The sequence below is a fragment of the Magnetospirillum sp. UT-4 genome (genome assembly GCF_902729435.1).
In the GTDB taxonomy this organism is placed as follows: Bacteria; Pseudomonadota; Alphaproteobacteria; order Rhodospirillales; family Magnetospirillaceae; genus Magnetospirillum.
Window position 1 is genome coordinate 19,002 of sequence record NZ_CACVCG010000038.1, and the last position, 26,618, is coordinate 45,619.

The following is a 26,618-nucleotide window of genomic DNA, read 5'->3' on the forward strand; positions in this document are numbered from 1 at the left end:
ACGAACGAAAGTTTGACCGTTACGCCACCGCCTGCACGGCGACCACTTCCGGCACGTAGTACTTCAGCATGTTCTCGATGCCGTGCTTCAGCGTCGCGGTCGAGCTGGGGCAGCCCGAGCAGGCGCCCTGCAGGTGCAGATAGACGATGCCGTCCTCGAAGGCGCGGAAGATGATGTCGCCGCCGTCCTGGGCCACCGCCGGGCGCACCCGGGTGTCCAGCAGCTCCTTGATCTGGCGCACGGTCTCGCTGTCGCCCTCGCCCGAATCGGTCTCGGCACCGCCTTCCACCGCCGCCTCGCCCGAGGCGTAATGTTCCATGATGGCGGCCAGCACCTGCGGCTTCAGCACCGACCACTCGACGGCACCGTCCTTGCCGATGGTGATGAAGTCGCCGCCCAGGAACACGCTGGCGACGCCGTCGATGGCGAACAGGCGGGTGGCCAGCGGCGAGTTGGCGGCGCGGTCGGCGGCGGCGAAATCGGCGGTGCCGCGGCCCATCACCTCGCGCCCCGGCAGGAACTTGAGGGTCGAGGGATTGGGAGTGGGTTCGGTCTGGATGAACATGCTCTCGGTCCTTCAGTGTCGGCGGCGGTTCGAAAGAGGTAAATGGACCGGGGACGGCCGGGAGTCAAGGTATCGGGGGGTTGAGGCGGGCACGCGATGGTGTCGGCACTTTCTATGCGATGGCGTCGATGCCGTCGTCGCCCAGGCCGGCCGGCACGATGGTCAGCGGCACCCGGATCATGCCGCACAGCTTGCCGGTCAGCGCGGTGACCAGCGGGCCGGGTCCCCGGGGGCCGGGTGCGGCGGCCAGCACCAGCACCGAGATGTCCGGTTCCTCGGCGATCAGGCGCAGCAATTCGTCGCGCGGGATGCCCTCGCGGACATAGAGCACCGGCAATTGCCCCGACATCTCGTTGACCTGGGCGGCCAGCTCCTGCAGCAGGTCCTCGGCCTCCTGGCGGGCCTCGGCCCGCATCAGGTCGCCGATGGTGACGAAGTCCTGCGCCTCGGTCGGTTCGATCACCCGCAGCAGCGCCACCCGGCCGCCGGTGTGGCGGGCGCGGCAGCAGGCGAAGCGCATGGCGGCGCGCACCTCGGCGCTGTCATCGACCATGACCAGGAAGACGCGGCCGGCGCGGGCGCTGGACTCCGGCATGGCGGCTACCTCCGGAAGGAAGCGGCGGCCAGCCAGCCGCCGCCGGCCGCCAGCAGCACGGCGGCGACGCCATAGGCGGCGGCGCGGCGATGGGCGAAATCGTGGAGTTGGGCGCCGAGACCGATCTTCGAGACCACCAGCGGCGTGGTCTGGGTTCCCGCCAGCCGGCCGTCCACCAGGTAATAGACCTCGACCAGGTAGGTGCCGGTGGGGACGTTGGCGGGAAAGTGCATGTCGGCGCGGAACAGCCGCTGGCCGAGGAAGCCGATATCCTGGACATGGTCGCCGTAGAGCCCGGCCCGCTGCTTCAGGCGGACCAGGGCGGCGCGGTACTCGTGCGGCTCGGCGGAGGAATCCGCCGGGCGGATGTCGAGGTCCAGGTGCTCGAGGCCGATGGCGTGGCTCTGCAGCAGCGCCGGCGGCGCCACCTCGGCCAGCGGGCGGGTGGCGGCGACGCGGTAGAAGGCCGGGGCGCCGGCGATCTCGGCATGGCCGCTGTTGATCCAGATGCCGCCGCGACGCTGCTTGCGCCGCACCGTCTCGGTGCGGGCGGGGCCGCGCACCACCACCACCACGTCGCCCTCGCCCGCCACCGCGCCGAACAGCAGCACGTCGGTGCCGGCGAAGCCGGTGGTGATGGCCACCAGATGGCGCGACAGATCGGCCACCAGCGGCTCGGCGGCCCCGGCCGGGGCCGTGCTGGCAAGAAGGAAAAGGAAGACCAGCCGCCTTAACACCGGTACGCCATCTCCACCGCCCCATCCCTGCCCCCTCATGTGGGGGCGTGGGGGGGATCAGCGCGAGAGGGCGGCGGCGAGGTCCGCCGTTTGCGCCCGGGCGCGCAACAGCAGGAAGCCCTGGCCGGCGAGATGGCTGGGCAGGAAGGTGGCATCGGGGCGGGCGGCGAACACCGCCACCGGGTCCAGCCGGGCGGCGGCGCGCAGCGAGTCCAGCATCGCCCCCCATTCGCTGCCGAGGTCGCGCTGCGCCAGCAGCGGCGCGAAATCCCATCCCAGCTCGCGCAGCAGCAGCGACCAGGCATAGGCGCGGCCGCGGGCGGCGAAGAACAGGTCGTCGGCGTCGCCGTCGAACAGCGGCCAGGACACCGCTTCGGAATGGGCATGGGCGGTTTCGGCCAGCGCGTCGAGGTCGTCGCGGGCCGCCGCCAGCAGGGCGGCCAGGGCCTCGGGCGAGCGCTCGAAGCGGGCCTCGCCCGCCTGCAGGCGGTCGTTGAACAGCACCAGGTCGCGGGCGGCGGAGCGGTACTGCTTCTCGCTCGAGGCGGTCGGCGCCCACGAGGTGCGCGGGTCGAACATCCACACCCGGCCGGGATATTTCAGCAGGCCGGCGGCGCGGGCCAGGTTGGCGTCGGGGCCGCCGCCCGCATCGGCGGCCAGGCCGTCGAGGGTGCGGGCGAAGCGCTCGATGGCGCCGACCATGCCGATCTGGAAGGCGGGCATGTCGTCCAGCACCGCCGAGGGCTGGAAGAACGGGTCGTTGGCCACCCAGCGATGGCGGTCGACTTCGCGGAAGATCAGCTGCGCCGCCATGGCGGCGGCGCGGCTCTGGCCCGCCGCCACCGGGCCGGGGGCGAAATCGGGGTCGGCATCGACCACATGGGCCAGGCGCATGCCGACGGCGTAATACAGAACCACCGCCAGCACCAGCCCGGGCGCCAGCCACCACCAACGGGGGCGCACCGCGAAGGGCGCGTGGCCGGAACTCTGGGGGGCGTCGGACATGGGCGTCTCCGTCAGGGCTTGAGGAAGCCGACGATGTCGTAGATTTCGGCCAGGATCGGCCGGGCGATGGCATCGGCGCGCTCGGCGCCCTGCTTCAGCACCGCGTCGATATGGCCGGGATCGGCCATCAGCCGCTTCATCTCGGCGTTGATGGGACCCAGGGTGGCCACCGCCAGGTCGATCAGCTCCTGCTTGAAGGCGCTGAACTGCTGGCCGGCGAAGCGCTGGATCACCGCCTCCTTGTCGGTATCGGACAGGGCGGCGTAGATGCCCAGCAGGTTCGAGGCCTCGGGCCGCTCGTCCAGCTCGCCCAGGGCGGCGGGCATGGGATGCAGGTCGGTCTTGGCCTTCCTGACCTTGAGCGCGATGGTGTCGGCATCGTCGGTCATGTTGATGCGCGAATAGTCGCTCTCGTCCGACTTCGACATCTTCCTGGTGCCGTCGCGCAAGCTCATCACCCGGGCGGCGGCGCCCAGGATCAGCGGCTCGGGGATGGGGAAGAACTCGACGCCGTAATCGGAATTGAACTTCTGGGCGGTGTCGCGGGCCAGTTCCAGGTGCTGCTTCTGGTCCTCGCCCACCGGCACGTGGGTGGCCTTGTAGGTCAGGATGTCGGCGCTCATCAGGTTGGGATAGGCGTACAGGCCGACCGAGGCGTTCTCCTTGTGCTTGCCCGCCTTCTCCTTGAACTGGGTCATGCGGTTGAGCCAGCCGATGCGGGCGACGCAGTTGAAGATCCAGGCCAGCTGGGCGTGGGCCGGCACCATGGACTGGTTGAAGACGATGTGCTTCTCGGCATCGACGCCGGCGGCGATCATGCCGGCGGCGACCTCGCGGGTGTTGCGGGTCAGCTCCTTGGGGTCCTGCCACACGGTGATGGCGTGCAGGTCGACCATGCAGAAGATGCACTCGAACTGGTCCTGCAGCCGCACCCAGTTGCGGATGGCGCCGAGATAGTTGCCGAGATGGAGGTTTCCGGTGGGCTGCACGCCGGAAAAGATGCGGCTCATGGGTGTGGGTGCTCCGTCAGGACCCGAAGGGCGAAATTCGCGTCAGCTATGCCCGAACCCGGCTTGGAGTCAAGGACGCTGCCGCTTCAGCGACGCCTTCACCTCGGACCAGCGGGTGGCGCCCAGCAGATGGGCCAGCACCGCATAGGCGGCCAGGCCCAGGACGACCAGCCCGGCCAGCACCAGGATCGACAGCATCAGGCCGTGCGCGTGCGGCCAGGCCAGCAGCCGCCCCGCCCACAGCAGCCCGCCCATGACGGCCGCCGCCGCCAGAATTCGCGGCGCGCGCGAGGACAGCCGGGAATCCATGGCGAACAGGTCGCGCCGCTTCAGGATCAGGGCCAGCACCACCACGTTGAACCAGGCCGACAGCGCCGTCGCCAGGGCCATGCCGACATGGGCCAGCGGCCCGATCAGGGCCAGGTTGAGGACGATGTTGAGCGCCATGGCGGCACCGGCCACCTGCACCGGGGTGCGGGTGTCCTCGCGGGCGAAGAAGGCCGGCACCAGCACCTTGACCAGCACATAGGCCGGCAGGCCGAGGGCGAAGGCCATCAGCGCCTGGGCGGTGGCCGCCGTCTCGGCCGGGCCGAACTGGCCGCGTTCGAACAGCACGCGGACCACCGGGGCGGCGATGGCGATCAGCGCGGCCGCCGCCGGCAGGGTCAGCAGCAGGGCGAATTCCGCGGCGCGGTTCTGGCTGTCGCGGGCCGCCCCGTACTGGCCGGCCTTGAGCTGGCGGGTGAGCAGGGGCAGCAGCGCGGTGCCCACCGCGATGCCCACCACCCCCAGCGGCAGCTGATTGATGCGGTCGGCATAGTTGAGGTAGCTGACGGCGCCGTCGGCCACCGTCGAGGCGATGATGGTGTTGACCACCAGGTTGACCTGGTAGACCCCGGCGCCGATGGCGCCCGGCACGATGCGCCGGGCCAGCACGCCGATCTCGGGGCTGAAGCGAGGCTTCCAGGGCCTCAGCGGCATGCCGGCGCGGCGCACCACGATCGCCAGCCAGGCGAACTGCATGATGCCGGCGGCGAAGGTGCCCCAGGCCAGCGCGTGGCCGGGGGTCTCGGTGACCGGGGTCAGCGCCCACAGCCCGGCCATGGCCACCAGGTTCAGCAGCACCGGCGTGCCGGCCGCCGCGGCGAAGCGGCCCAGCGCGTTGAGCACCCCGGCCTGCAGCGCGGTCAGCGAGATGAACAGCAGATAGGGAAAGCAGATGCGGGCCAGATCCACCGCCAGCGCCAGCTTGCCCGGGGTGTCGGCGAAGCCGGGGGCGAGGCCCCACATCACCCACGGCATGGCCAGTTCCATCACCACCACCACCGCCGCCAGCACCAGCGCCATGACCCCGAAGGCCTGCTCGGCGAAACTGCGCGCCTCGGCCTCGCCGTCCTTGGTGAGGCGGGCGGTGAACAGCGGAATGAAGGCGGCGTTGAAGGCGCCCTCGGCGAACAGCGAGCGGAACAGGTTGGGCAGGCGGAAGGCGACGAAGAAGGCGTCGGCGATGCCGCCGGCCCCCATGAAATGGGCGATCATCATCTCGCGCATCAGCCCGGTGATGCGCGACAGCATGGTGAAGCCGCCGACGGTGGCGATGGAGCGGACGAGCGACATGAAAACGGGTGTACCGGAGAAAAGTTAAATCAGGACAAAGGGCCCCTCACTCCGCCGCCTTGGCCGGCGCCGCCGGGTCCTCCAGCGCCTTCATCAGGGCGTCCTTGACCTGGTCGAGCTTGCGGCCGTGCTCCACCTTCAGGCCGAACACGTCTTTCAGATAGAACACATCGACCACCCGTTCGCCGTAGGTCGAGATGTGGGCCGAGTGGATCTGCAGCCCGAGGCGGGTCATGGCGGCGGTGAGGTCGTAGAGCAAACCGGGGCGGTCGCGGCCGTTGACCTCGATCAGGGTGTGGGTCGACGACGCCTTGTTGTCCACCAGCACCCGGGGCGGCACCTTGAACACGGAGGCGCGGCTGGGCAGCTTGCCCTTGCGCGCCGCCAGCTCGCGGTCCAGCCGCATGCGGCCCGACAGCACCTGCTCGATGGCGGCCGACAGCTTGGCCAGCTTGGCCGGGCTGTCGAAGGCGCCGCCGTCGTTCTCCTGGATCCAGAAGGTGTCGAGCGCCATGCCGTTGGCCAGGGTGACGATCTTGGCATCGACGATGTTGGCCCCCGACACCGCCATGGCCCCGGCGATCTGCGAGAACAGGCCGGGATGGTCGCTGGTGTAGACGGTAATTTCGGTGACGGAACGGAAGCGGTCGACGTGGCTGTCGACGGTGAGCGGGGCGCCCGAGCCTTCGGCCTCGCGCACCAGGCGGGCGTGGCGCAGCTGGGTGGCGGTGTCGGAGCTGGTCCAGTAATTGGGATAGCCGCGCGCCAGATGGGCCTCGATGTCGGCCTCGGGCCAGCCGGTGGCGGCCAGCTCGGTGCGCAGCGCCGCCTGCGCCGCGGCGACGCGGTGGGCGCGGCCGCCATCGGCGAGGCCGCCCAGCATCACCTCCTCGGCGCGCAGGTACAGCTCGCGCAGCAGGCCGGCCTTCCAGCCGTTCCACACCGTCGGCCCGACCGCGCGGATGTCGGCCACGGTCAGGCACAGCAGCAGGCGCAGGCGCTCGGGCGACTGCACCACCGCGACGAAATCGGCGATGGTCTGGGGATCGTAGATGTCGCGCTTGAAGGCGATGCGGCTCATGGTCAGGTGCTCGCGCACCAGCCACGCCACCGTTTCGGTCTCGGCGTCCGAGAGGCCGAGGCGCGGCCCCAGCTTCATGGCGACCTCGGCGCCCAGCACCGAATGGTCGCCGTTGCGGCCCTTGGCGATGTCGTGCAGCAGCACCGCCGTGTAGAGCGCCCGGCGCGAGCCCACCTTGTGGATGATCTCGGTGGCGACCGGGGCCTCCTCCTTGAGCTCGCCCGCCTCGATGGCGTGCAGGATGCCGATGGCGTGCTGGGTGTGCTCGTCGACGGTGTAGACGTGGTACATGTCGTACTGCATCTGGGCGACGACGCGGCCGAAATCGGGGATGAAGCGGCCCAGCACCCCGGCCTCGTTCATGTGGCGCAAGGCCACCGCCGGGTTGCGGCGGCTGGTCAGGATGTCCATGAACAGCCGGTTGGCCGCCGGGTCGTCGCGCAGATGCGCGTCGATGCGCTTCAGGTTGCGGTGGATCAGGTCGAGCGCCTTGGGATGGATGTCCACCCCGCTTTCCAGCGCGGCATGGAACAGGCGGATCATCGCCACCGGCTCCTTCTGGAACTGGTCGGCGGCGGCCACGGTCAGGCGGTCGCCGTCCAGCTCGAACCCCTCGATGCGCGAGCGCTTGAGGAACAGCAGCCGGCCCAGATGCAGGCGGGGCTTCCGTTTCTGCTGCTCCTCGGCCAGGGCGCAGAACAGGCGGGTGAGGTCGCCGACATCCTTGGCGACCAGGAAGAAGTGCTTCATGAAGCGCTCGACCCCGCGCGAGCCGGCGCGGTCGCCATAGCCCATGCGGGCCGCGATCTCGGGCTGGACGTCGAAGGTCAGGCGGTCCTCGGGCCGTCCGGTCAGGTAGTGCAGGTGACACCGCACCGTCCACAGGAAGCCCTGCGCCTTGTCGAAGCGCCGGCGGGCCTCCTTCGACAGCACACCCATGTCGACCAGCTCGCCGATATCCTTGACCCGGTACAGGTACTTGGCCAGCCAGTACAGGGTGTGGAGGTCGCGCAGGCCGCCCTTGCCCTCCTTGACGTTGGGCTCCAGCACGTAGCGGGTGTCGCCCATCTGGGTGTGCCGGGAATCGCGCTCGGCCAGCTTGGCCTCGACGAACTCCTCGCCCGAGCCGGCGATGATCTCGGTGCGGAAACGCTCCTGCAGGTCGAAGAACAGCGGCTGGTCGCCCCAGATCCAGCGCATCTCCAGCAGCGCGGTGCGGATGGTGAGGTCGCCCTTGCCCAGGCGTACGCATTCATCGGCCGAGCGGGTGGCGTGGCCGACCTTCAGGCCCATGTCCCACAGCATGTACAGCACGAACTCGACGATCTGCTCGTGGAAGGGCGTGCGCTTGTAGGGGGTCAGGAACAGCAGGTCGATGTCGGACTGGGGCGACAGCTCGCCGCGGCCGTAGCCGCCCACCGCCACCAGGCTCAAGGCTTCGGCGGCGGTGCGGATGCCCTGGGGGAATTCGTGCTCGGCGGCGAAATCGTGCACCGCGCGCACCAATTGGTCGATCAGGAAGCAGTTCTCGCGCACCGTCTCGGCGCCGTGGCCGCGCTCGTCGAAGCGGCGGCGCACCTCGGCGCGCCCCGAATTCAGCGCCTCCTTGAAGGTCTCCAGCACCTTGCCCCGCCGCTTCATCTTGGGCAGGTCGGACTGCGCCACCTCGGCCAGCCGGAGGATCAGCGCGCGGCGGTCGATGATGGCGCGCTGGGCGTGAAGCTTGGTCATGATTCACCGGATATGGGGCGCGAACCGCGGATTATAGGACCGGATTTCCGCGCCGTACCATACGTTTTGGAACGGGTCGACGGTGGGATGCGGCTGACGGGGTGCGGGCGGATATGGGGGTTAACCACAGAGACACAGAGACACAGAGAAGGCACAGAGGGATATTCTTGTTTTTCTCTGTGAATCCTCTGTGTCTCTGTGTCTCTGTGGTCAACTCACCCTGTCCGCGGCGAGACGGCGGCCGATTGGGGGAGATCGTTATCCCCCCTATCCCCCCAGCAACCCTTTCAGCTGATAGACCAGGTCCAGCGCCGCCCGCGCCGTCAGTTCGTCGGGGTTGACCGCGCGCAGCCTCTCCTCCAGCGGCGATGGGCCGGGCGCGGCAGCCGGGGCCGGTTTCGGGCGGGCGGCGGCGAACAGGGGAAGGTCGTCGGCGAGGCGGGCGACGGCGCTGCCCTGCTCGCCCTTTTCCAGCGCCGCCAGGACCTCTTCCGCCCGCGCAACGACCGCCGCCGGCAGCCCGGCCAGGCGGGCGACGTGGATGCCGTAGGAGCGATCGGCGGCGCCGGCCGCCACCTCGTGCAGGAACACCACGTCGCCCTGCCATTCCTTGACCCGCATCTGGTGGCAGGACAAATGGGGCAGGCGGGCGGTCAGGCTGGTCAGCTCGTGGTAATGGGTGGCGAACAGGGCGCGGCAGCGGTTGGTCTCGTGCAGGTGCTCGACCACCGACCAGGCGATGGACAGGCCGTCGAAGGTGGCGGTGCCGCGGCCGATCTCGTCCAGGATGACCAGGGCGCGCTCGCCGGACTGGTTCAGGATGGCGGCGGTCTCGACCATCTCGACCATGAAGGTGGAGCGCCCACGCGCCAGGTCGTCGGCCGCCCCGACACGGCTGAACAGGCGGTCGACGACGCCGATGCGGGCGGCCTCGGCCGGCACGAAGGCGCCGGTCTGGGCCAGGATGGCGATGGCCGCGTTCTGGCGCAGGAAGGTGGATTTGCCGGCCATGTTGGGGCCGGTGACCAGCCACAGGCACTGGTCGGGTCCCAGGTCGCAGTCGTTGGCGACGAAGGCCGGCCCGCCTTGGGCGGCCAGCGCCGCCTCGACCACCGGGTGGCGGCCGCCCTTGATGTGGAAGGCCGGGCCGTCCTCGACCAGCGGCCGGGTCCAGCGCCGCACCTCGGCCAGCTCGGCCAAGGCGGCGGCGACGTCGAGGGCGGCCAGCGCCCCGGCGGCCAGGGCGATGGCGGCGGCGCGGGCCAGCACCTCGCCGACCAGATCCGTGAACAGCTGCTGCTCGACGGCCAGGGTGCGTTCGGCCGCCCCCTGGATCTTGCCGGCCAGCTCGATCAGGTCGGAGGTGGTGTAGCGCGCCGCGTTGGCCATGGTCTGGCGGTGGATGAACGGCTCGCCCAGCTTGTCGGCCTGCCTGGCCGGCACCTCGATATGGTGGCCGATGATGTTGTTGTGGCGGATCTTCAGGCTGGCGACGCCCGTTTCGTCGGCGTAACGGCGTTCCAGCCGGGCCAGCATGCCGAAGCCCTCGGTCTTCAGGGTGCGCAGCTCGTCCAGCCCGGCATGGTAGTCGGGGCGGATGAAGCCGCCGTCGCGGGCGGCCAGCGGCAGGTCGTCGGCCAGGGCGCGGGTGAGGCGGTCGACCAGGGCCGAATGCTCGCCCAGTTCGCGCGCCGCGGCGGCGATGGCGGCGGGCGGGGCGTCGAGGGCGGGCCGCGCCAAGGCGGCGCGCAGGTGCGGGATCTGGCCCAGGCCGTCGCGCAACGCGGCGAGGTCGCGCGGCCCGCCGCGGCCCAGGGCCAGGCGCGACAGCGACCGCTCCATGTCGGGGCAGCGGCGCAGGGCCTCGCGCAAATCCGCCCGCACCGCGCCGTGCTCGACGAAGAAGGCGACGGCGTCCAGGCGCTCGTCGATGGCCGCCGGGTCGGTCAGCGGCGCGGCCAGGCGGGCGGCCAGCAGCCGCGCCCCGGCGCCGGTGACGGTCTCGTCGATGGTGGCCAGCAGCGAGCCCTTGCGCTGGCCGGTCAAGGTCTCGGTCAGCTCCAGGTTGCGCCGCGTGGCGGCGTCGATCTCCATGGCCGCCCCCTCGGCCATGCGGCGCGGGATGGCGAGGCGCGGCAGCTTGCCCTTCTGGGTCAGTTCGACATAGTCGACCAGGGCGCCGCCGGCCGCCAGCTCGGGCCGCGAGAAGGCGCCGAAGCCGTCCAGCGCGCCGACGCCGTAGAGCGCCTCCAGCCGCCGCCGGGCGTTCTCGGAATCGAAACGGGCCGAGGGCAGCGGGGTCAGGACCTGCTTCCAGTCGCCCCACACCTCGAACAGCCCCTCGGCCTGCAGCAGCCGGTCGGGCACCAGCAGCTCGCCGGGGGCGAGGCGGGCCAGCGCCGCCGCCAGCCGGTCGGGGCGGCAGGGCTGCAGCGCGAACTCGCCGGTGGAGATTTCGACCCAGGCCAGGCCCAGCGATCCCTGCGCCTCGGCCACCGCCGCCAGGTAATTGTGGGCGCGGGCGTCGAGAAGATTGTCCTCGGTCAGCGTGCCGGCGGTGATCAGGCGGATGACGTCGCGCGCCACCACCGATTTGGCGCCGCGCTTCTTGGCCTCGGCCGGGTCCTCGGTCTGCTCGGCGATGGCCACCTTGAAGCCGGCCCGCACCAGCCGCGACAGGTACATCTCGTAGGAGCGCACCGGCACCCCGCACATGCGGATGTCCTCGCCCAGGTGCTTGCCGCGCTTGGTCAGCGCGATGTCCAGCGCCGCCGAGGCCTGCACCGCGTCGTCGAAGAACAGCTCGTAGAAATCGCCCATGCGGTAGAACAGCAGGCAGTCGGGATGGGCCCGCTTGATGGCCAGGTACTGGGCCATCATCGGCGTCGCGTCGGCAGGCACGTCCGGAATTTCGGCGCTCACGGGGGCGGTCCGCTGCTGGGCTTGAGGACGCGGCACGTTACCACGATGTCATGGCGGTGCAACCCCTCTCCCCCTTCCCTGCGGGGCGGCTATGGCGCACAATGGCCGTCCCGCCCATGGCAGGAGGCCGCCTTGCCCGCACCCGATCCGCATGCCCCCCAGACCCGCGAGCCCGAGACCCGCGAAGTGGTCGCCACCTTCGCCGACCGCGAGCATTTCCAGCAGGCGGTCGACCAATTGCTGAAGGCCGGCTTCACCCGCTCCGATCTCTCGGTGCTGTCGTCGCACGATTCGCTGGACGCCGCCGGCCGCGAGGGTCGTTCGTGGAAGGATTCGCTGGTCGCGCTGGTGGGCGAGGTCAAGTACGAAGGCCCGCTGGTCGCCGCCGGGCTGATCGCCCTGGCCGCCGGCCCGGTCGGTGCCGCGCTGGCCGGACTGGTGGCCGCCGGGGTCGGCGGGGTGGCGATCAAGGAACTGCTGGACGAGCTGGCCGCCATTCCCGATTCCGAAAGCTTCGCCCGCGCCCTGGCCGCCGGCAGCGTCATCCTGTGGGTCCTGGCCGAGGACCAGCTGAAGGAGGACAAGGCCCGTGCCGTGCTGGAAGCGGCCGGCGGCGCCAACATCCACGTGTTCGAACGCAAGCCGGCCTGACGGGACCCTCCTCCATGACCAAGCACTCCACCCCCGGCATCGAGGCCGAGGCCAACGCCCAGGCCAGCCTCGAGCGCGAGACCCTGCTCATGCACGCCTCGGGGCGGCCGGGCAAGATCGAGGTGGTGCCGACCAAGCCCATGACCACCCAGCGCGACCTGTCGCTGGCCTATTCGCCGGGCGTCGCCTTTCCCTGCCTGCACATCGCCCGCGACCCCTCGCTGGCCTACGACTATACCGCCAAGGGCAATCTGGTCGCGGTGATCTCCAACGGCACCGCGGTGCTCGGCCTGGGCGATCTGGGGGCGCTGGCCGGCAAGCCGGTGATGGAGGGCAAGGCGGTGCTATTCAAGCGCTTCGCCGACGTGGATTCCATCGACCTCGAGGTCGATACCCGCGACGTCGATGAATTCGTCAATTGCGTGCGCTTCCTCGGCCCCACCTTCGGCGGCATCAACCTCGAGGACATCAAGGCGCCGGAATGCTTCGTGATCGAAAGCCGCCTGCGCGAGATCATGGACATCCCGGTCTTCCATGACGACCAGCACGGCACCGCCATCATCGCCGCCGCCGGGCTGATCAACGCCCTCGACCTCACCGGGCGGACGCTGGCCGAGGTCAAGGTGGTGGTCAACGGCGCCGGCGCCGCCGCCATCGCCTGCGTCGAGCTGATCAAGGCCATGGGGGTGCGCCACGACAATGTCGTCCTGTGCGACACCAAGGGCGTCATCTGGCAGGGCCGCACCGAGGGCATGAACCAATGGAAGTCGGCCCACGCGGTGCCGACCGAGGCACGCAGCCTGGACCAGGCCATGGCCGGCGCCGACGTGTTCATGGGGCTGTCGGTGAAGGGGGCGGTGACGCCCGAGATGGTGGCGGCCATGGCCCCGCGCCCGATCATCTTCGCCATGGCCAATCCCGACCCCGAGATCACCCCGGAAGAGGTGCGCTCGGTCCGCGACGACGCCATCGTCGCCACCGGCCGGTCGGATTACCCGAACCAGATCAACAACGTGCTGGGCTTCCCCTACATCTTCCGGGGCACCCTCGACGTGCGCGCGCGGACCATCAACGAGCCCATGAAGATCGCCGCCGCCAAGGCCATCGCCCAGCTGGCGCGCGAGGACGTGCCCGACGAGGTGGACGCCGCCTATGCCGGGCGCCGGCTTCGTTACGGTCCCGAATATATCATCCCGGTGCCGTTCGATCCGCGCCTGATCGCCGCCATCCCGCCGGCGGTGGCCAAGGCGGCCATGGATTCGGGGGTGGCGCGCCGCCCCATCGTCGATATGGCCGGCTACAAGAAGGAGCTGTCGGCCCGCCTCGACCCCACCGCCGCCAGCCTGCAGGCCATCGCCGAGAAGGTGCGGGCCAATCCCAGGCGGGTGGTGTTCGCCGAGGGCGAGGAGGAGAAGTCGATCCGCGCCGCGCTGGCCTTCCTCAATGCCGGCTATGGCGTGCCGGTGCTGCTGGGCCGCGAGGAGCGCATCCACGACACCATGCGCCGCATCGGCCTGCCCACCGTCGAGGGCCTGGAGATCGTCAACGCCAGGATCTCGGCCAAGCGCGACCATTACACCGAGGCCCTGTACCGCCGGCTGCAGCGCAAGGGCGCGCTGTTGCGCGACGCCCAGCGCCTGGTCAACCAGGAGCGCAACGTGTTCGGCGCCCTGATGGTGGCCGAGGGCGACGCCGACGCCATGGTCACCGGGCTGACCCGCAATTACTGGCAGGCCTTCGACGAGATCAAGCGGGTCATCGACCCCGCGCCCGGCGAGGTGCTGATGGGTCTCAACATGATGGTGGCGCACGGGCGCACCGTGTTCATCGCCGACACCACCGTGCACGAGACCCCGGGTCCCGAGCAGATCGCCGACATCGCCGTCCAATCGGCGGCCAAGGTGCGCCGCATGGGCTACGAGCCGCGGGTGGCGCTGCTGTCGTTCTCCAATTTCGGCAACCCGGCCAGCCATCCCACCGGCCGGGTGCGCAGCGCGGTGGCGATCCTCGATCAGCGCCAGGTGGATTTCGAATATGACGGCGAGATGGCCGCCGACGTGGCGCTCGACGCCGATCTGCTGCGGCACTACCCGTTCTGTCGCCTGTCCGGTCCCGCCAACGTGCTGGTGATGCCCGGCCTGCATTCCGCCAACATCAGCTGGAAGCTGATGCAGAAGCTGGGCGGCGGCACCGTCATCGGCCCCATCCTGACCGGCCTGGCCAAGCCGATCCAGATCACCGCCATGGATGCCACCGTCAACGACATGGTCAACATGGCGGTGCTGGCCTGCTACGACGCCATCGGCCCGTAGCGCGAAGGCCCGTCATGAACGCCCGCCCGCCCATCCGTCCCTCCCGCGTGATCCTCGCCGCCGGTCTGCTGTCCGTGCCGGCGGCGCTCGCCCTGGCGGTGCTGGTGGCCCTGGCGCGGCTGTCGCCGCTGGCGGCGATGGCGGCGTGGCTGGCGGTGCTGGCGGCGACGGTGCTGCTGGTGCGCCCCTATCTTGCCGATCTGGCGCGCCTGCAGGCCTGGGTGCGCCGGCTGGGCGCCGGGGTGGACGCGCCGCCGCCCGAATGCCGGTCCGAGGCCACCCTGGGCGACGTTTCCGCCGCCATCATCCAGCTGCGCCGGGTGTGGCAGGCGCGCGAGGGCGAGCTGGCGGCGGCGGCGCGCTGGAACGAGACCCTGTTCGACACCCTGCCCGATCCGCTGGTGCTGCTGGACGAGCAGCGCCGGGTGGTGCGCTACAACCAGGCGGCGCGGCGGGTGTTCGGGCGCGACATCGGCGGCCGCGACCTGGCGGTGGTGCTGCGCGCGCCGACGGTGCTCGAGGCCACGGATTCGGTGCTGGCGGGGGCCACGGGGCGCGAGGCGGAATTCACCCTGCCGGTGCCGGTGGAGCGGGTCTTCCTGGTCCGGGTCGAACGCATCGGCATCAGCGCTCCCGACGGCTCGGTGGCCATCCTGGCGCTGCACGACCTCACCCAGGTGCGGCGCATCGAGCAGATGCGGGCGGATTTCGTCGCCAATGCCAGCCACGAGCTGCGCACCCCGCTGGCCACCCTGCTGGGCTTCATCGAGACTCTGCGCGGCCCGGCCCGCGACGATTCCGAGGCGCGCGAGCGCTTCCTCGCCATCATGCACGACCAGGCCTCGCGCATGACCCGGCTGGTCAACGACCTCTTGAGCCTGTCACGCATCGAGCTGAACGAGCATTCGCCGCCGACCGGCACGGTCGATATCGCCCGCCTGGCCCATGGCGGCATCGAGGCCATGCGGCCGCTGGCGGAAGCCAAGGGCATGACCCTGTCCCTGGCCGCCGACCCGGCCGCCGGGCTGGTGGTGGGGCAGCCGGACGAACTGGCCCAGGTGATCCAGAACCTGCTGGACAACGCCGTCAAGTACGGTCGCGACAATACCGCCGTCGAGGTCCGCCTCACCCGGGCCGAACGCCTGCCGCCGTCGGCGGCGCCCGCCCTGGCGGCCGGCGGCGCGGCGCTGCTGGCGGTGCGCGACCACGGCGAGGGCATCGCCAAGGAACACCTGCCGCGCCTCACCGAGCGCTTCTACCGGGTCGATACCGCGCGGTCGCGCAAGCTGGGCGGCACCGGCCTGGGCCTGGCCATCGTCAAGCACATCGTCAACCGCCACCGCGGCACGCTGGTGGTGGATTCGGTGCCCGGCCAGGGCTCCACCTTCTCGGTCTATCTGCCGCTGGCCGAACCCGAGGCGCCGGGGCGCGCTCAGCTTTCCGGCAGGACGTTGTAGCCGCCGCAGCCGCCGCATTCATAGACCATGGGCACCTCGATGCGCGTCAGGTCCATGGCGTGCACCATCCGCCGCCCGCAATGGCCGCACAGATAATCGTCGCCGCCCTGGCCGACCGTGGAGACCCCGGTATGGAAAACCTGACGCTCCCCGGCCTCGCCTCGGTCGATGGCGGCCATCATGATGTCGGCCATGATTGTTCCTTCTCCGTTATGGTTACCATCCGGCCACGGCGCCGTCGCCGCGCGGATCGGCGGCGCCGGCGATGATGCCGTCAGGCCGGCGCAGCAGGATGCCCGCCTGTCCCAGCGCCGCACCGCCGCGCGGCAGCGGATCGATGGCCCAGCCGCCCTCGGCCAGGGCCTTGGCCAGATCGGGGGTGAAGCCGTCCTCCAGGCACAGGCGCTTGCCGGCCCGCGCGAAGCGCGGGGCCGACACCGCCGCCTGCAGCCCGTTGCCGTCGGCCGGGGTGCTCTCGGCCAGCGCGCGGCCGAACAACTGGGCCAGCACCTGCGGCAGCCCGTCGCCGCCCGAGCCGCCCCAGGCCAGCAGGCGCCCGTCCTTCAGCCGCGCCAGCAGCGGCGCCAGCCCGTGCGGCGGCCGCCGCCGCGGCTCCAGCCCGTCGGCGCGGGCGGGGTCGAGACCGAAGGCGGCGCCGCGATTGTGCCAGACGATGCCGCTGGCCGGCAGCACCACCCCGGCGCCGAACGGCCCGAACAGGCCGTGGACGCACGACACCGTCCGCCCCTGGCCGTCGACCACGCCGACCCACGCCGCCTCGGTACCGGCGCCGCCGCGCCAGGGTGCCTCGGGGGCGGAATCGCCCTCGGCGGCCATGCGGTCGAGCACGTGATCGGACAGGTAGGTGGCGGCGTGCACCGCCATGCGATGGGGATCGGCCAGGTGGGTGTCGCGGACCCGGGCACCGGCGCCGGCGGCCTCGGCCAGGGCCTGGATCCAGCCGAAGGTGCCGGCCGGCGGCCAGCCGCGGCGTTCGAGCAGGCCCAGCAGGATCAGCGCCGCCAGCCCCTGGGTCGGCGGCGCGGTGGCGTGCACGGTGCCGGCGGCCAGGCCCAGCGATAGCGGGCGGCGGCGCATGCCGCGGTGGCGGGCGAAATCCTCGGCCTTCAGCGGCGAGCCGGCGCGCCGCAGATCCTCGGCGACGGCGCGCGCCACCGCGCCGCGGTAGAAATCGTCCAGCCCCGCCGCCGCCAGACGCTCCAGGGTGTCGGCCAGCGCCGGCAGGGTCATGGCCGCACCCGCCGCGATATTGTCGTTGCGTCCCAGGAACGATGACGCGAAACCAGGGGTCGCCTTCAGGACCGCCAAATTGGCGGCGGCCGCCGCGGCCTGGCCGCTGGTGATGGCGAAGCCGGCGCGGGCGTGGTGGACGGCATCCTCGAACAGCCGCTCCAGCGGCATGCCGCCGCCCCATTGCTCGGACAGGTCGAGGGCCAGCTGCCAGCCCGATACCGCCCCGGCGACGGTGATGGCGGCCAGCGGGCCGGTCGCCGGCACGGCTTCCAGGCCGTGGCCGCGGAACAGCTCGGGAGAGGCGGCGGCGGCGGCGGAACCCGAACCGTCGATGGAGATGGGCGGCCTGCCCGGTTCGGCGATCAGCCAGAAGCCGTCGCCGCCCAGGCCGCAGGCATGGGGCAGCAGCACCGCGGCGGCGGCGGCGGTGGCCAGCGCCGCCTCGATGGCGTTGCCGCCGTCGCGCAGCACCGCCAGTCCGGCTTGCGAGGCAAGGTGGTGGGGCGAGGCGACCATGCCGCGCCGGGCCATGGGGGTGTTGGGCATGTCCCTTCCGTCCGAAAGCCGTGGCCCGCGATATTGCGGAAAGCGGGCGCCCCCGTCCAGCGATGTTCCAGTCCGGCGATGATCCAGGGCAGCGATGCTCCAGGCTTGAGCGCCGCCGCCGCCTCGGGTCTAATCCGGGACGACAGGAGCCGCCATGAGCCCGGACACACGCTTCGCCGCCACGCTGCCGCTGACCTGGGACGACATCCACCGCGACGCCCGCGCGCTGGCCGCCCGGCTGCGCCCCCTCGGGCCGTTCAGCGGCCTGGTGGCGGTCGCCCGCGGCGGCCTGGTGCCGGCCGCCATCCTGGCCGGCGAGCTCGACATCCGTCTGGTCGACACCGTCTGCGTCGCCAGCTACCGGGGCCGCGCCCAAGGTGATCTCGAGGTGCTGAAGGGAGTCACCGGCGACGGTGCCGGCTGGCTGGTGGTGGACGATCTCGTCGACAGCGGCGACACAATCCGGCTGGTGCGCGCCATGCTGCCGCGCGCCCGCATCGCCACCCTGTACGCCAAGCCCGCCGGGCGGGCGCTGGTGGATTGCTTCGTCGCCGAGTTCGACCAGGACGTTTGGGTGGTGTTCCCGTGGGAGACCGACCCGGCGGAGTGAACTCTCCACCAACTACCCGCACAGGCGGCTGGCGCCAAGTTCAAATTTCTCTAATATGCGCCGGCCATGACCATACGCCTCGCCATCCTGTCCGATCTCCACGTCGAGAAGGGCCCCTATGCGCCGCCGCCCTTCGAGGCCGACCTGGTGGTGCTGGCCGGCGACATCGGCTGGGGCGGCGAGGGGGTGGCGTGGATCGCCGACCACCTGCACGGACGGCCGGCGGTCTATGTCGCCGGCAACCGCGAATACTGGCACCACAAGGGCGGGGCCGATCCTCACGGCGAGTTGCGGGCGGCGGCGGCGCGGGTGCCGGGCCTCGCCTTCCTGCACGACGACGAGGTGGTGTTCGAGCTGGCCGGCCGCCGCCTGCGGGTGCTGGGCTGCACCCTGTGGACCGACTGGGCGCTCACCGGCGACCCCGAGGGCGCCATGGCCAAGGCGGCGGCCTCCATGCCCGACTACAAGAACGGCCGCGGCCCCGGAGGCGTGGCGCTGGTTCCGGCCCAGACCCGGGCCTGGAGCGGCGCCTCGGCGGCATTCCTGGAACGCGCGCTGACCACGCCGTTCGACGGCACCACCCTGGTGGTCACCCACCATCTGCCCACCGCCCGCAGCCTGAAGGCGTTGCGGCCCGAGCACGTGCCGACCACCGCCTCGGTCACCGGGCTCGACGCGCTGATCGAGGCGCACGGACCCGAAATCTGGGTCCATGGCCATTCCCATTGGGATTGCGATTACCGGCTGGGGCGCACCCGCATGGTCAGCAATCAGCGCGGCGCCCCCGAGAACGAGGGCTACCGGCCGCTGATGGTGGAGGTATAACCCGAAATCCGCCGCAATCGGCGGCGAGGCTTCAATCGTTGGCGGCCTTCAGCACCGCCCGCGCCTCGTTCTCGTCGATCTGATGCAGGTCGTTCAGATGGATTTCCCAGTTCTCGACGAACTCGACCACCGCCAGGGTCAGGCATTCGTCCAGGCTGCGCCCGGTCTCCTCGGCCAGCTTCGCGAGCCGCTCCCGGATCTCGCCGGGGATGGTGACCGCCAGGGTGTCCATGCATTGATCCTTCGTCGCCCGGTCTTTCCGAATGCCGGAAGTCTACAACCAATGTCTCCCGCTTGCCAGTTCCGAGAGCCGGGGTGCCCGTGCTAGAAACCCCCATGCCCACCACCACCCCCCCTTCGCGCGGATCCCGCGCCGCCCTGTCGCTGGAGATCGATCCCGCCGACCGCCTGCTGCCCAGCGGCGGCGGGGGCGGCGGCAATGGCCGCACCGGCGGCGGCGGCCGGAAAGGCGGCGGCGACGGGCCGGGCGACGGGCCGCCGCGGCGCCAGCCCAGGCCCCGTCGCGAGCGCAAGCCCCGCGGCGGCGGCGGATGGGGGCGGCGGCTGCTGGTGTGGTCACTGACCGCGCTGATCTGGGCCGGCGTGCTGCTGGGCGCCCTGATCGCCTATTACGCCGTCGATCTTCCCGACATCGACAAGGTCACCGCCGCCACAAGGCGGCCTTCGGTGCAGTTCGTCTCGGTGGACGGCGAGACCTTCGCCGCCTACGGCGACCTCTACGGCCAGCCGCTCGAACTGGCCGAAATGGCGCCCACCGTGGTGCAGGCGGTGCTGGCCACCGAGGATCGCCGCTTCCGCAGCCATTTCGGTCTCGACATGTTCGGGCTGGCCCGCGCCGCCTTCGCCAATCTGCGGGCGGGACGGGTGGTGCAGGGCGGCTCCACCATCACCCAGCAGCTGGCCAAGAACCTGTTCCTTACCCCCGACCGCACCCTCAAGCGCAAGGTCCAGGAACTGCTGATGGCGCTGTGGCTCGAGCAGCGCTTCGACAAGGACCAGATCCTCACCCTGTATCTCAACCGGGTCTATCTCGGCTCGGGCACCTTCGGCGTCGATGCCGCCGCCAAGCGCTATTTCGACGTTCCGGCGGGCCGGCTCGGCCTCTACCAGTCGGCGGTGATCGCCGGCCTGCTGAAGGCGCCCAGCCGTTACAGCCCGCTGAACAACCCCGAGGCCAGTCACCGGCGCACCGTCGAGGTGCTCGGCAACATGGTCGAGGCCGGCTATCTCGACGCCAAGAGCGCCGAACTGGCGGCGCTGTCGGGCGCCGCCCAGGCGGTCAGGCGGCCGCTGCCGGCCGGGCGCTACTTCGCCGATTGGGTGATGGCCCATCTCGACGGCATGGGCGAGGTGCAGGGCCGCGACATCGTCGTCCGCACCACCCTGGACATCGGCCTGCAGCGCAAGGTCGAGGCCGAGCTGAAGGCCATGCTCGACGGTGCCGGGGCCAAGGCCGGCGCCGGCCAGGGCGCGGTGGTGGTGATGAGCCCCGACGGCGCCGTTCGCGCCCTGACCGGCGGCAAGGACTACGACGACAGCCAGTTCAACCGCGCCACCCAAGGGTTGCGCCAGCCCGGCTCGGCGTTCAAGCCGTTCGTCTACCTGGCAGCCATGGAACTGGGCTTCCGCCCGCACGACGTGTTCGACGACGCCCCCATCAAGCTGGGCAACTGGAAGCCGGGCAATTACAACGGCCGCTTCGAGGGGCCGGTCAGCCTGCGCCACGCCTTCGCCCAGTCCACCAACACCGTCGCCGTCCGCCTGATCGAGGAGGTCGGGCCGTCGCGGGTGATCGCCCTGGCCAAGCGCATGGGCATCCAGTCGGAGCTCAGGACCGACGCCTCGCTGGCGCTGGGCACCTCGGAAACCACGCTGCTCGATCTCACCACCGCCTTCGCCGCCTTCGCCAATGGCGGCTTCGGCATCGGCGCCTACGGCGTCGACAGCATCACCGACCCCGACGGCCACGTGCTGTGGAGCCGCCAGGGCGGCGGCTTCGGCCAGGTGGTCCAGGGCGAGCCGCTGGCCAGCATGCACGAGCTGATGGCGGCGGTGATCGCCGAGGGCACCGGCAAGGCCGCCCGCCTCGACCGTCCCGCGGCCGGCAAGACCGGCACCACCCAGGATTACCGCGACGCCTGGTTCATGGGCTTCACCGCCGATTACGTCGCCGGGGTGTGGCTGGGCAACGACGACCAGCGCCACGCCATGAAGAAGGTCACCGGCGGCGGCCTGCCCGCCCGGCTGTGGAAGTCGGTGATGCTGGCCGCCCATCGCGGCCTGCCCGCCCGTCCGCTGCTCACCCCCGAGCCGCCCCCCGTCGCCGAAGGCACCGAGGGCACCGCCGGCGACTGGCCCGAGGCCTCGGCGGAAGGCAACCCGGTCCACGCCATCGGCGATGCCATCGACGGACTGCTTAATTCGCTGTTCGGGCGGTAGAGTAGGAGGGGCATCCTATCCCGGACCGCCCCGACAATGCCCTGCCGCCGCGATTTCCGGGCCTCCTGGGGGCCGTGAGGCCACGCGCCGCCACCCCCCCTGCGGACCGCCAGCTCCGAGTCCCAGCGAGTCCCCGGGCGCCTTTCGGGGCTATGCCAGAATATCGAAACAACCAGCCCTATGCGGATGGGACACCAAAATCGCTATTGAATCCGGGCTGCTGATGATATATTGAATTCACATCATCCCGCATGGTTCGCCCAGCGGCCCCCACGGGTTCCGGCCCGTGGGGTTTTATTTTTATGGGGGAAGCGATGGAGAAGGAGCGGGTCATCTGCTTCGTGGACGGGTTCAACCTGTACCACGCCATCGACGGCCTTGGCCGCCCTCATCTCAAATGGGTCGATCTGATGGGGCTGGCCAGATGTTTTATAGGAACAAGATCCCAGCAGCTCGACGACCTGTTTTATTTTTCCGCCTATGCGACGTGGCGCCCCGATAGCGCGAAGCGCCACCGGGCCTACGTAGCCGCCATCCAGGCCATGGGTGCGACGCCTGTCATGGGCCACTTCAAGGACAAGACGCGTTGGTGTCCGGCCTGTAAAAACAGGTCGGTCGGGCATGAAGAAAAGGAAACCGACGTCAACATCGCCCTGGCGTTGCTCGATCAGGCCTACAGGGACCTTTACGACCACGCCTTCCTGGTGACCGGAGATTCCGACATCGCCCCGGCTGTCCGTCTGGTGCTTTCCCACTTTCCCAACAAGAAGATCACTGTCATTGCCCCGCCGCACCGGCCGCACAGTTCCGAGCTGATTCAGGCCGCGACCACAAAGGCCAAGATTACCCCCGCCCATGTCGAACGCTGCCTGATGCCCCGCATCATCACCGATGCGGGGGGCAATCTGGTCGCCACCCGCCCGGTGGAATACGACCCGCCGGCCTGATCAATCGGTCGGTGCCCTGCGCACCAATCTCCGGAACGCCGCCCAGGCGCCCACGCCGAACAGCAGCACCAGGGTCGCCAGCGGCCGGCCCGAGTGGTCGAACAGCACGGCGTGCAGCCAGCCGGCGGCCGAGCCGGCCACCATCTGGATGAAGCCGACCAGGGCCGAGGCGGTGCCGGCCATCCCGGGGTGCGGCGCGATGGCGCCGGCGGTGGCGTTGGGCAGCACCAAAGCGGCCGAGAAGAAGAACCCCATCAGCGGCAGCAGCACCGCGGGCATCGCCGACACCCCGCCCCAGGCCAGCCCCGCCGCCAGCGCCCCGAAGCCGGCGCAGCCCAGGGTGCCGAGGGCGATGGCGCGATCCAGGCCGAGGCGGTGGGTCCATCTTCCCGCCACGAAGGCGCCGGCCACATAGCCGGCGATCACCACCGCGAAGCCGAGGCCGAACAGCGCCGGCGGCAGGCCCAGCACGTCGATGATCACGAAGGACGAGGCCGAAATGAAGGTGAACATGCCGGCGAAGCCCAGCGCCACCGTCAGCACGTAGCCCAGCACCCTTCGGTCCGCCAGCAGCCGGCGGTAATTGCCCAGCATGGCGGCGGGCGACAGCGCCTGGCGGTCCTTGTGGGCATTGGTCTCGTCCAGCAGGCGCCAGACCGCCACCAGCAGGCCCAGCCCGAACAGCGCCAGCACCACGAAATTGGCGCGCCAGCCGAACAGCGAATGCAGCCAGCCGCCGGCGATGGGGGCGGCGAAGGGGGCCAGGGCCATGGCCGAGGCCATGTAGGACAGCACCCGGGCCGCCTGCTCGCGGGGATAGACGTCGCGCACCACGGCGCGGCCCACCACCGGCCCGCAGCAGGCCCCCAGCGCCTGCAGGAAGCGGGCGGCGATCAGCTGCTCGATGCTGCCGGCCAGGATGCAGGCGGCGCTGCCGGCCAGATAGACCACCACCCCGCCCAGGATCACCGGGCGCCGTCCGAACCGGTCCGACAGCGGCCCATAGGCCAGCATGGCGACGGCGAAGCCGGCCAGGAACACCGACAGGGTCAGCTGGACCATTTCGATTCCGGTATGGAAGTCGCGGGCCATGTCGGGCAGCGAGGCCAGGTACAGGTCGGTGGAGACCGGCCCGAACGCCACCAGGGCGGTGAGCAGGGCGGTGACGGCGAACGAGGTGGGGGCGGGGCGGGCGGTCACGGGCTGGCCCCCACCCGGTGCAGGGCCGGGCCGTGGGCCTTCAGCCAGCGTTTGGCCGGGCCGGGATCGCCGACCAGGGTATCGACCACCCGCCAGAAGGCGGGGGAATGGTTGAGCTCGGCCAGATGCGCCACCTCGTGGCCGACCACATAGGTGAGCACCCAGTCGGGGGCCATCACCAGCCGCCACGAGAAGGCGAGGTCGCCGCGGGCCGAGCAGCTGCCCCAGCGCGAGCGGGTATCCTTCACCGACACCCGGCCCGGAGTCCTGCCGATGCGGGCGGCGAGGTCGTGGGCCTGTGGCACCATCAGCCGGCGCGCCTCGGCCTTCAGGAAGTCGGTGACGCGGCGGGGCAGGTGTTCCGGCCGGCCGCAGACGTTGAGGACTCCGTCCTCGACCCAGACGCCGCGGCGCAGGCCGGGTTGGTGGCGCACCAGATGGGGCCGGCCCAGCAGCGGCACCTGGGCGCCGTCGGCCAGCGGCAGCGCTCGGGGCAGGCGGGCCAGCCGCTCGGCCAGCCAGACCCGGTGCTGCGACAGGAAGCGGCGGGCCTCGGCCGGCGCGATGCGGGGCGGCAGCACCAGCACGGCGCCGTTGGCCGGATCGACCTTGAGCGCCATCCGCCGCGCCCGCGCAGAGCGGCGCAGGGTCACGGCGACCACCCGCCCCCCCAGGTCGATGTCCACCTGGTCGATCTCCAGGCCGGCGGTCACGCCGGCGGCAGCGCCAGCAGCGGCTGGCGCCAGTCCAGGCTGTCGAGGGCGTGGCAGTGCGGGCAGCTCACCGCCCAGCCGTCGGTGCCCTTGCCGCAGGCCGAGCACAGCCAGGCCGGCTCGGGCGGGGCGCCGGCGACATGGCCCAGCCAGGCCTGCGCGGCGGCCTCGTCGCGGCCCTCCTCGCGTTCCAGCCGGGCCAGCAGCACATAGGTTCCGGCGGTGGGCCGCTTCTCCACCGCCAGGGCCAGATGGGTGCGGGCCTGGCCCCACAGCCTGGCGGCCAGGGCGGCCTCGGCCAGGGCGACGTGGCCATCGACGGCGTCCGGGTTGGCCTTGACCAGCCGGTCGATGCGCTTGACCCGCTGCAGCGGCGTCTCGGCCGGGGCCAGTGCCACCATGGCCTCGACCAGGGCCGGGTGGGGGGCGGCCTGCCAGGTGGTGATGATGGCCTGGGCCGCCTTGCGCTCCTTGCCGGCGCGGTGGAGCAGGCGGGCGGCGCGCACCGCCGCCGCCACCAGCATGGGATCGGCCTGGTGGGCCTTGACGGCGGCGGCCAGCGCCTCGTCGGCGCGGCCCTCGGCCTCGGCCAGCACCGAGCGCTCGTGCAGGGCCAGCGCCCGGTAGTGCAGCAGGTCGGCGCCCGACAGGCAATCGCGCTTCTTGGCCTCGTCCAGGGTAGCCTCGGCCTCGGCCCACTGGCCGGCGCGGGCCTGCAGCTGAAACAGGGTGGCGGCCAGCCCGTCGGCGGGCTGCCCCAGCGCCCAGGCGCGGCGGGCGAAATCCAGCGCCTGGTCGCGGTCGCCGCGCTTCAGCGCCAGCTCCATCGACCCCTTGAGGCCGAGGAAGGCGGTCTCCTGCCGCGCCGTCATCGCCCCGAAGCGTCGTTCCGCTTCCGCAACATCGCCGGACAACTCGGCCGCCTGGGCCGCCAGCAGACCGGTGAGGGACTGGTCGGCGAGCAGCCGGTCGGCCCGGTGGGACAGCTTGCGCGCCGCCTTGCGATCTCCGGCGGCGACCGCCGCCAGGCCATCGGACAGGGCCCGATAGCCGTCGCGGGTGCGCCGGCCGCGCCGCGCCGCCAGCAGCCGGCCGGGCGCCGCCAGGACCGCCCGCACCGCCTTAAGCACGCCGGCCACCGCCAGCACGGCGGCCAGGATGGCGGCGATCAGCACGGGGACGCTGGTATCCACCCGCCAGCCCAGCCAGTGGATGGTCACCGCGCCGGGCCGGTCCGCCAGCCACACGGCGGCGGCGACCAGGACGGCGAGGACGAGGACGAAGCCCAGCAGGCGGCGGACCGGTCTCATTGCCGCGCACCCACCTGGGCCACCACATGGGCGGCCAGTTCCGAGACCGCCCGGTCGGCGGCGATGCGGGCGCGGGCGTCGGCAGCCCAGGGCGCGGCCATCTCGGCGGCGGCGCCGTCCAGCCCCTCCACCTCGGCGGCGGCGCCGGCCAGATCGCCCTCGGCCAGGCGCGCCTCGGCGCGGGCGACCACCGCCGCCGGGCTGGCGCCGGCGGCGGCGCCGTCCTCGCGGCGGATGGTGACCAGGCTGGCCAGCCGGTCCAGGGTCTGGCGCACCCAGCCGGCATCGGCGGGCAGCACCTCGGCGCGCACCAGCGCGGCGGCCATGGCGTGGAAGCGGGTCTGCAGCGTCGCCGCGGTGGGAATGCCGGCGGCGGCGCGCTCCTTCAGGATTTCGGCGGCGGCGGCGATCTCGGCATCCTGGCCGGCCAGCGCCTTCAGGGCGCGCAGCTCGGCATCATAGGGCAGCGCCTTGGCCAGCGCCTCGCGCAGCTGCCCGACCGCCAGCAGCAGGGCGGCGGCCGACGAACGCCGCGCCTGCAGGTCGCGCATCTCGGCCTCGACCTTCTCGACCCGGTCGGTCAGCCGCAGCACCATTGCGGCGTCGGCGGTAACGCGCTTCAGCTCGGCCAGCTGGGTGGCCAGGGCCTCGACCTCGCCGGCCAGGCGGACGGGGACCGGCGGCTGCGCCGCCAGCGCCTGCACCGCCTGCTCGGTGGCGGCCAGGCGGGTCTCCAGCGACCCGGACTCGGCGGGGGAAGCGCCGGCCAGACGCGCCTCCAGCCGGCGCAGATCGTCTCGTGTGGCGGCCAGCTCGGCCTTGACCTGGTCGAGGGCCGCAACCGGCGCGGCGACCGGGGCCGCCCCGGGCCGGGCGGACCCGTCGGCCGGCACCAGATGCTTCCATTGCGGCCACGTAACGGCACCCAGCCCAAGCCCGGCGGCCACCAGCACGGCCAGCCCGACCGCGCCCCAGGGCGTCTTGCGGGTCCGCGGGACCGGGGTTACGGCGGCGTCCTCGGGCTTGGTCTCGGGGGGGGCCGCTTCCGGCTTGTCGGTGTCGCTCATGGG

22 protein-coding genes are annotated in these 26,618 nt (G+C 71.5%); 7 read left to right on the forward strand and 15 right to left on the reverse strand.

The genetic code is table 11. From position 1 onward, the window contains the following. Positions 1–19: 19 nt before the first annotated feature. From MTBUT4_RS04030 to mutS, 8 genes are all read right to left on the reverse strand, one after another. Positions 20–565: a NifU family protein gene (locus tag MTBUT4_RS04030; protein ID WP_173978378.1), complete on the reverse strand. Its 546-nt coding sequence runs from the start codon at positions 563–565 to the stop codon at positions 20–22. Between the two features lie 112 nt (positions 566–677). Further along, positions 678–1,160 carry a universal stress protein gene (locus MTBUT4_RS04035; RefSeq protein ID WP_173978379.1) on the reverse strand — a complete coding sequence of 161 codons (483 nt, stop codon included), beginning with the start codon at positions 1,158–1,160 and terminating at the stop codon, positions 678–680. A gap of 5 nt (positions 1,161–1,165) precedes the next feature. Then, positions 1,166–1,897 (reverse strand): TIGR02186 family protein, encoded by a 732-nt coding sequence (locus MTBUT4_RS04040; RefSeq protein ID WP_254434730.1) that lies wholly within the window; start codon positions 1,895–1,897, stop codon positions 1,166–1,168. A 57-nt stretch (positions 1,898–1,954) separates the two neighbouring features. Beyond that, entirely contained in the window at positions 1,955–2,902 is a 948-nt protein-coding gene (locus MTBUT4_RS04045) for a DUF2333 family protein (RefSeq protein ID WP_173978381.1), read from the reverse strand. A gap of 11 nt (positions 2,903–2,913) precedes the next feature. Further along, entirely contained in the window at positions 2,914–3,912 is a 999-nt protein-coding gene (gene trpS, locus MTBUT4_RS04050; protein ID WP_173978382.1) for a tryptophan--tRNA ligase, read from the reverse strand. Positions 3,913–3,981: 69 nt separating this feature from the next. Next, positions 3,982–5,529 carry a murein biosynthesis integral membrane protein MurJ gene (gene murJ, locus MTBUT4_RS04055; protein WP_173978383.1) on the reverse strand — a complete coding sequence of 516 codons (1,548 nt, stop codon included), beginning with the start codon at positions 5,527–5,529 and terminating at the stop codon, positions 3,982–3,984. Positions 5,530–5,575: 46 nt separating this feature from the next. Then, positions 5,576–8,341, reverse strand: coding sequence for a [protein-PII] uridylyltransferase (locus MTBUT4_RS04060; RefSeq protein WP_173978384.1), 2,766 nt, complete (start codon positions 8,339–8,341; stop codon positions 5,576–5,578). 267 nt (positions 8,342–8,608) lie between these two features. Beyond that, positions 8,609–11,221, reverse strand: a complete 2,613-nt coding sequence (gene mutS, locus MTBUT4_RS04065) for a DNA mismatch repair protein MutS (RefSeq protein WP_173978428.1) — start codon at positions 11,219–11,221, stop codon at positions 8,609–8,611. A 174-nt stretch (positions 11,222–11,395) separates the two neighbouring features. Here mutS and MTBUT4_RS04070 point away from each other — a divergent pair, with 174 nt between their 5' ends. Genes MTBUT4_RS04070 through MTBUT4_RS04080 form a run of 3 tightly spaced genes read left to right on the forward strand, consistent with a single transcriptional unit; the run spans position 11,396 to position 15,683 of the window. After that, complete coding sequence (locus MTBUT4_RS04070; RefSeq protein WP_173978385.1) at positions 11,396–11,914, forward strand: hypothetical protein; 519 nt, start codon at positions 11,396–11,398, stop codon at positions 11,912–11,914. Between the two features lie 14 nt (positions 11,915–11,928). Further along, a complete protein-coding gene (locus MTBUT4_RS04075; RefSeq protein WP_173978386.1) occupies positions 11,929–14,226 on the forward strand; it encodes an NADP-dependent malic enzyme in 2,298 nt (765 codons plus the stop codon). A gap of 14 nt (positions 14,227–14,240) precedes the next feature. Beyond that, the gene (locus MTBUT4_RS04080) at positions 14,241–15,683 is read left to right on the forward strand and encodes an ATP-binding protein (RefSeq protein ID WP_173978387.1); all 1,443 of its coding nucleotides are present in this window, start codon (positions 14,241–14,243) and stop codon (positions 15,681–15,683) included. Here the strand turns inward: MTBUT4_RS04080 and MTBUT4_RS04085 are convergent. Together MTBUT4_RS04085 and MTBUT4_RS04090 are read right to left on the reverse strand one after the other, a co-directional pair. Then, complete coding sequence (locus tag MTBUT4_RS04085; RefSeq protein WP_173978388.1) at positions 15,659–15,877, reverse strand: hypothetical protein; 219 nt, start codon at positions 15,875–15,877, stop codon at positions 15,659–15,661. The two genes, MTBUT4_RS04080 and MTBUT4_RS04085, sit on opposite strands and share 25 nt — an antisense overlap. A 22-nt stretch (positions 15,878–15,899) precedes the next feature. Next, entirely contained in the window at positions 15,900–17,483 is a 1,584-nt protein-coding gene (locus MTBUT4_RS04090) for a gamma-glutamyltransferase (RefSeq protein WP_173978389.1), read from the reverse strand. Positions 17,484–17,637: 154 nt separating this feature from the next. Between MTBUT4_RS04090 and gpt the strand changes: the two genes are divergently transcribed. Both gpt and MTBUT4_RS04100 read left to right on the forward strand, forming a co-directional pair. Then, positions 17,638–18,093, forward strand: coding sequence for a xanthine phosphoribosyltransferase (gene gpt, locus MTBUT4_RS04095; RefSeq protein WP_173978390.1), 456 nt, complete (start codon positions 17,638–17,640; stop codon positions 18,091–18,093). Positions 18,094–18,159: 66 nt separating this feature from the next. Then, a complete protein-coding gene (locus tag MTBUT4_RS04100; RefSeq protein ID WP_173978391.1) occupies positions 18,160–18,918 on the forward strand; it encodes a serine/threonine protein phosphatase in 759 nt (252 codons plus the stop codon). Positions 18,919–18,949: 31 nt separating this feature from the next. On the opposite strand, the gene MTBUT4_RS04105 is transcribed toward MTBUT4_RS04100, so the two are convergent. Beyond that, entirely contained in the window at positions 18,950–19,150 is a 201-nt protein-coding gene (locus MTBUT4_RS04105) for an Arc family DNA-binding protein (RefSeq protein ID WP_173978392.1), read from the reverse strand. 104 nt (positions 19,151–19,254) lie between these two features. Between MTBUT4_RS04105 and MTBUT4_RS04110 the strand changes: the two genes are divergently transcribed. Then, positions 19,255–21,378 carry a transglycosylase domain-containing protein gene (locus MTBUT4_RS04110; protein ID WP_173978393.1) on the forward strand — a complete coding sequence of 708 codons (2,124 nt, stop codon included), beginning with the start codon at positions 19,255–19,257 and terminating at the stop codon, positions 21,376–21,378. A gap of 314 nt (positions 21,379–21,692) precedes the next feature. Beyond that, entirely contained in the window at positions 21,693–22,325 is a 633-nt protein-coding gene (locus tag MTBUT4_RS04115) for an NYN domain-containing protein (protein WP_173978394.1), read from the forward strand. On the opposite strand, the gene MTBUT4_RS04120 is transcribed toward MTBUT4_RS04115, so the two are convergent. Genes MTBUT4_RS04120 through MTBUT4_RS04135 form a run of 4 tightly spaced genes read right to left on the reverse strand, consistent with a single transcriptional unit; the run spans position 22,326 to position 26,615 of the window. Next, entirely contained in the window at positions 22,326–23,525 is a 1,200-nt protein-coding gene (locus MTBUT4_RS04120) for a multidrug effflux MFS transporter (protein ID WP_173978395.1), read from the reverse strand. After that, positions 23,522–24,238, reverse strand: a complete 717-nt coding sequence (locus MTBUT4_RS04125; protein WP_254434731.1) for a M48 family metallopeptidase — start codon at positions 24,236–24,238, stop codon at positions 23,522–23,524. The genes MTBUT4_RS04120 and MTBUT4_RS04125 overlap by 4 nt, the downstream gene beginning before the upstream one ends. After that, entirely contained in the window at positions 24,235–25,548 is a 1,314-nt protein-coding gene (locus tag MTBUT4_RS04130) for a heme biosynthesis protein HemY (protein ID WP_173978396.1), read from the reverse strand. Before MTBUT4_RS04130 ends, MTBUT4_RS04125 begins: the two co-directional genes overlap by 4 nt. Further along, positions 25,545–26,615 (reverse strand): mitofilin family membrane protein, encoded by a 1,071-nt coding sequence (locus MTBUT4_RS04135; RefSeq protein ID WP_173978397.1) that lies wholly within the window; start codon positions 26,613–26,615, stop codon positions 25,545–25,547. Before MTBUT4_RS04135 ends, MTBUT4_RS04130 begins: the two co-directional genes overlap by 4 nt. Positions 26,616–26,618: the final 3 nt, after the last annotated feature.

What these genes read in the sequence shown, in the direction of transcription:
- MTBUT4_RS04060 (WP_173978384.1), bottom strand. Translation starts at nt 8,341, where the DNA reads ATGACCAAGCTTCACGCCCAGCGCGCCATCATCGACCGCCGCGCGCTG.
- trpS (WP_173978382.1), bottom strand. Translation starts at nt 3,912, where the DNA reads ATGAGCCGCATCTTTTCCGGCGTGCAGCCCACCGGAAACCTCCATCTC.
- MTBUT4_RS04110 (WP_173978393.1), top strand. Translation starts at nt 19,255, where the DNA reads ATGCCCACCACCACCCCCCCTTCGCGCGGATCCCGCGCCGCCCTGTCG.
- MTBUT4_RS04075 (WP_173978386.1), top strand. Translation starts at nt 11,929, where the DNA reads ATGACCAAGCACTCCACCCCCGGCATCGAGGCCGAGGCCAACGCCCAG.
- MTBUT4_RS04115 (WP_173978394.1), top strand. Translation starts at nt 21,693, where the DNA reads ATGGAGAAGGAGCGGGTCATCTGCTTCGTGGACGGGTTCAACCTGTAC.
- murJ (WP_173978383.1), bottom strand. Translation starts at nt 5,529, where the DNA reads ATGTCGCTCGTCCGCTCCATCGCCACCGTCGGCGGCTTCACCATGCTG.
- mutS (WP_173978428.1), bottom strand. Translation starts at nt 11,221, where the DNA reads ATGATGGCCCAGTACCTGGCCATCAAGCGGGCCCATCCCGACTGCCTG.
- MTBUT4_RS04090 (WP_173978389.1), bottom strand. Translation starts at nt 17,483, where the DNA reads ATGCCCAACACCCCCATGGCCCGGCGCGGCATGGTCGCCTCGCCCCAC.
- MTBUT4_RS04135 (WP_173978397.1), bottom strand. Translation starts at nt 26,615, where the DNA reads ATGAGCGACACCGACAAGCCGGAAGCGGCCCCCCCCGAGACCAAGCCC.
- gpt (WP_173978390.1), top strand. Translation starts at nt 17,638, where the DNA reads ATGAGCCCGGACACACGCTTCGCCGCCACGCTGCCGCTGACCTGGGAC.
- MTBUT4_RS04045 (WP_173978381.1), bottom strand. Translation starts at nt 2,902, where the DNA reads ATGTCCGACGCCCCCCAGAGTTCCGGCCACGCGCCCTTCGCGGTGCGC.
- MTBUT4_RS04080 (WP_173978387.1), top strand. Translation starts at nt 14,241, where the DNA reads ATGAACGCCCGCCCGCCCATCCGTCCCTCCCGCGTGATCCTCGCCGCC.
- MTBUT4_RS04085 (WP_173978388.1), bottom strand. Translation starts at nt 15,877, where the DNA reads ATGGCCGACATCATGATGGCCGCCATCGACCGAGGCGAGGCCGGGGAG.
- MTBUT4_RS04030 (WP_173978378.1), bottom strand. Translation starts at nt 565, where the DNA reads ATGTTCATCCAGACCGAACCCACTCCCAATCCCTCGACCCTCAAGTTC.
- MTBUT4_RS04105 (WP_173978392.1), bottom strand. Translation starts at nt 19,150, where the DNA reads ATGGACACCCTGGCGGTCACCATCCCCGGCGAGATCCGGGAGCGGCTC.
- MTBUT4_RS04035 (WP_173978379.1), bottom strand. Translation starts at nt 1,160, where the DNA reads ATGCCGGAGTCCAGCGCCCGCGCCGGCCGCGTCTTCCTGGTCATGGTC.
- MTBUT4_RS04100 (WP_173978391.1), top strand. Translation starts at nt 18,160, where the DNA reads ATGACCATACGCCTCGCCATCCTGTCCGATCTCCACGTCGAGAAGGGC.
- MTBUT4_RS04130 (WP_173978396.1), bottom strand. Translation starts at nt 25,548, where the DNA reads ATGAGACCGGTCCGCCGCCTGCTGGGCTTCGTCCTCGTCCTCGCCGTC.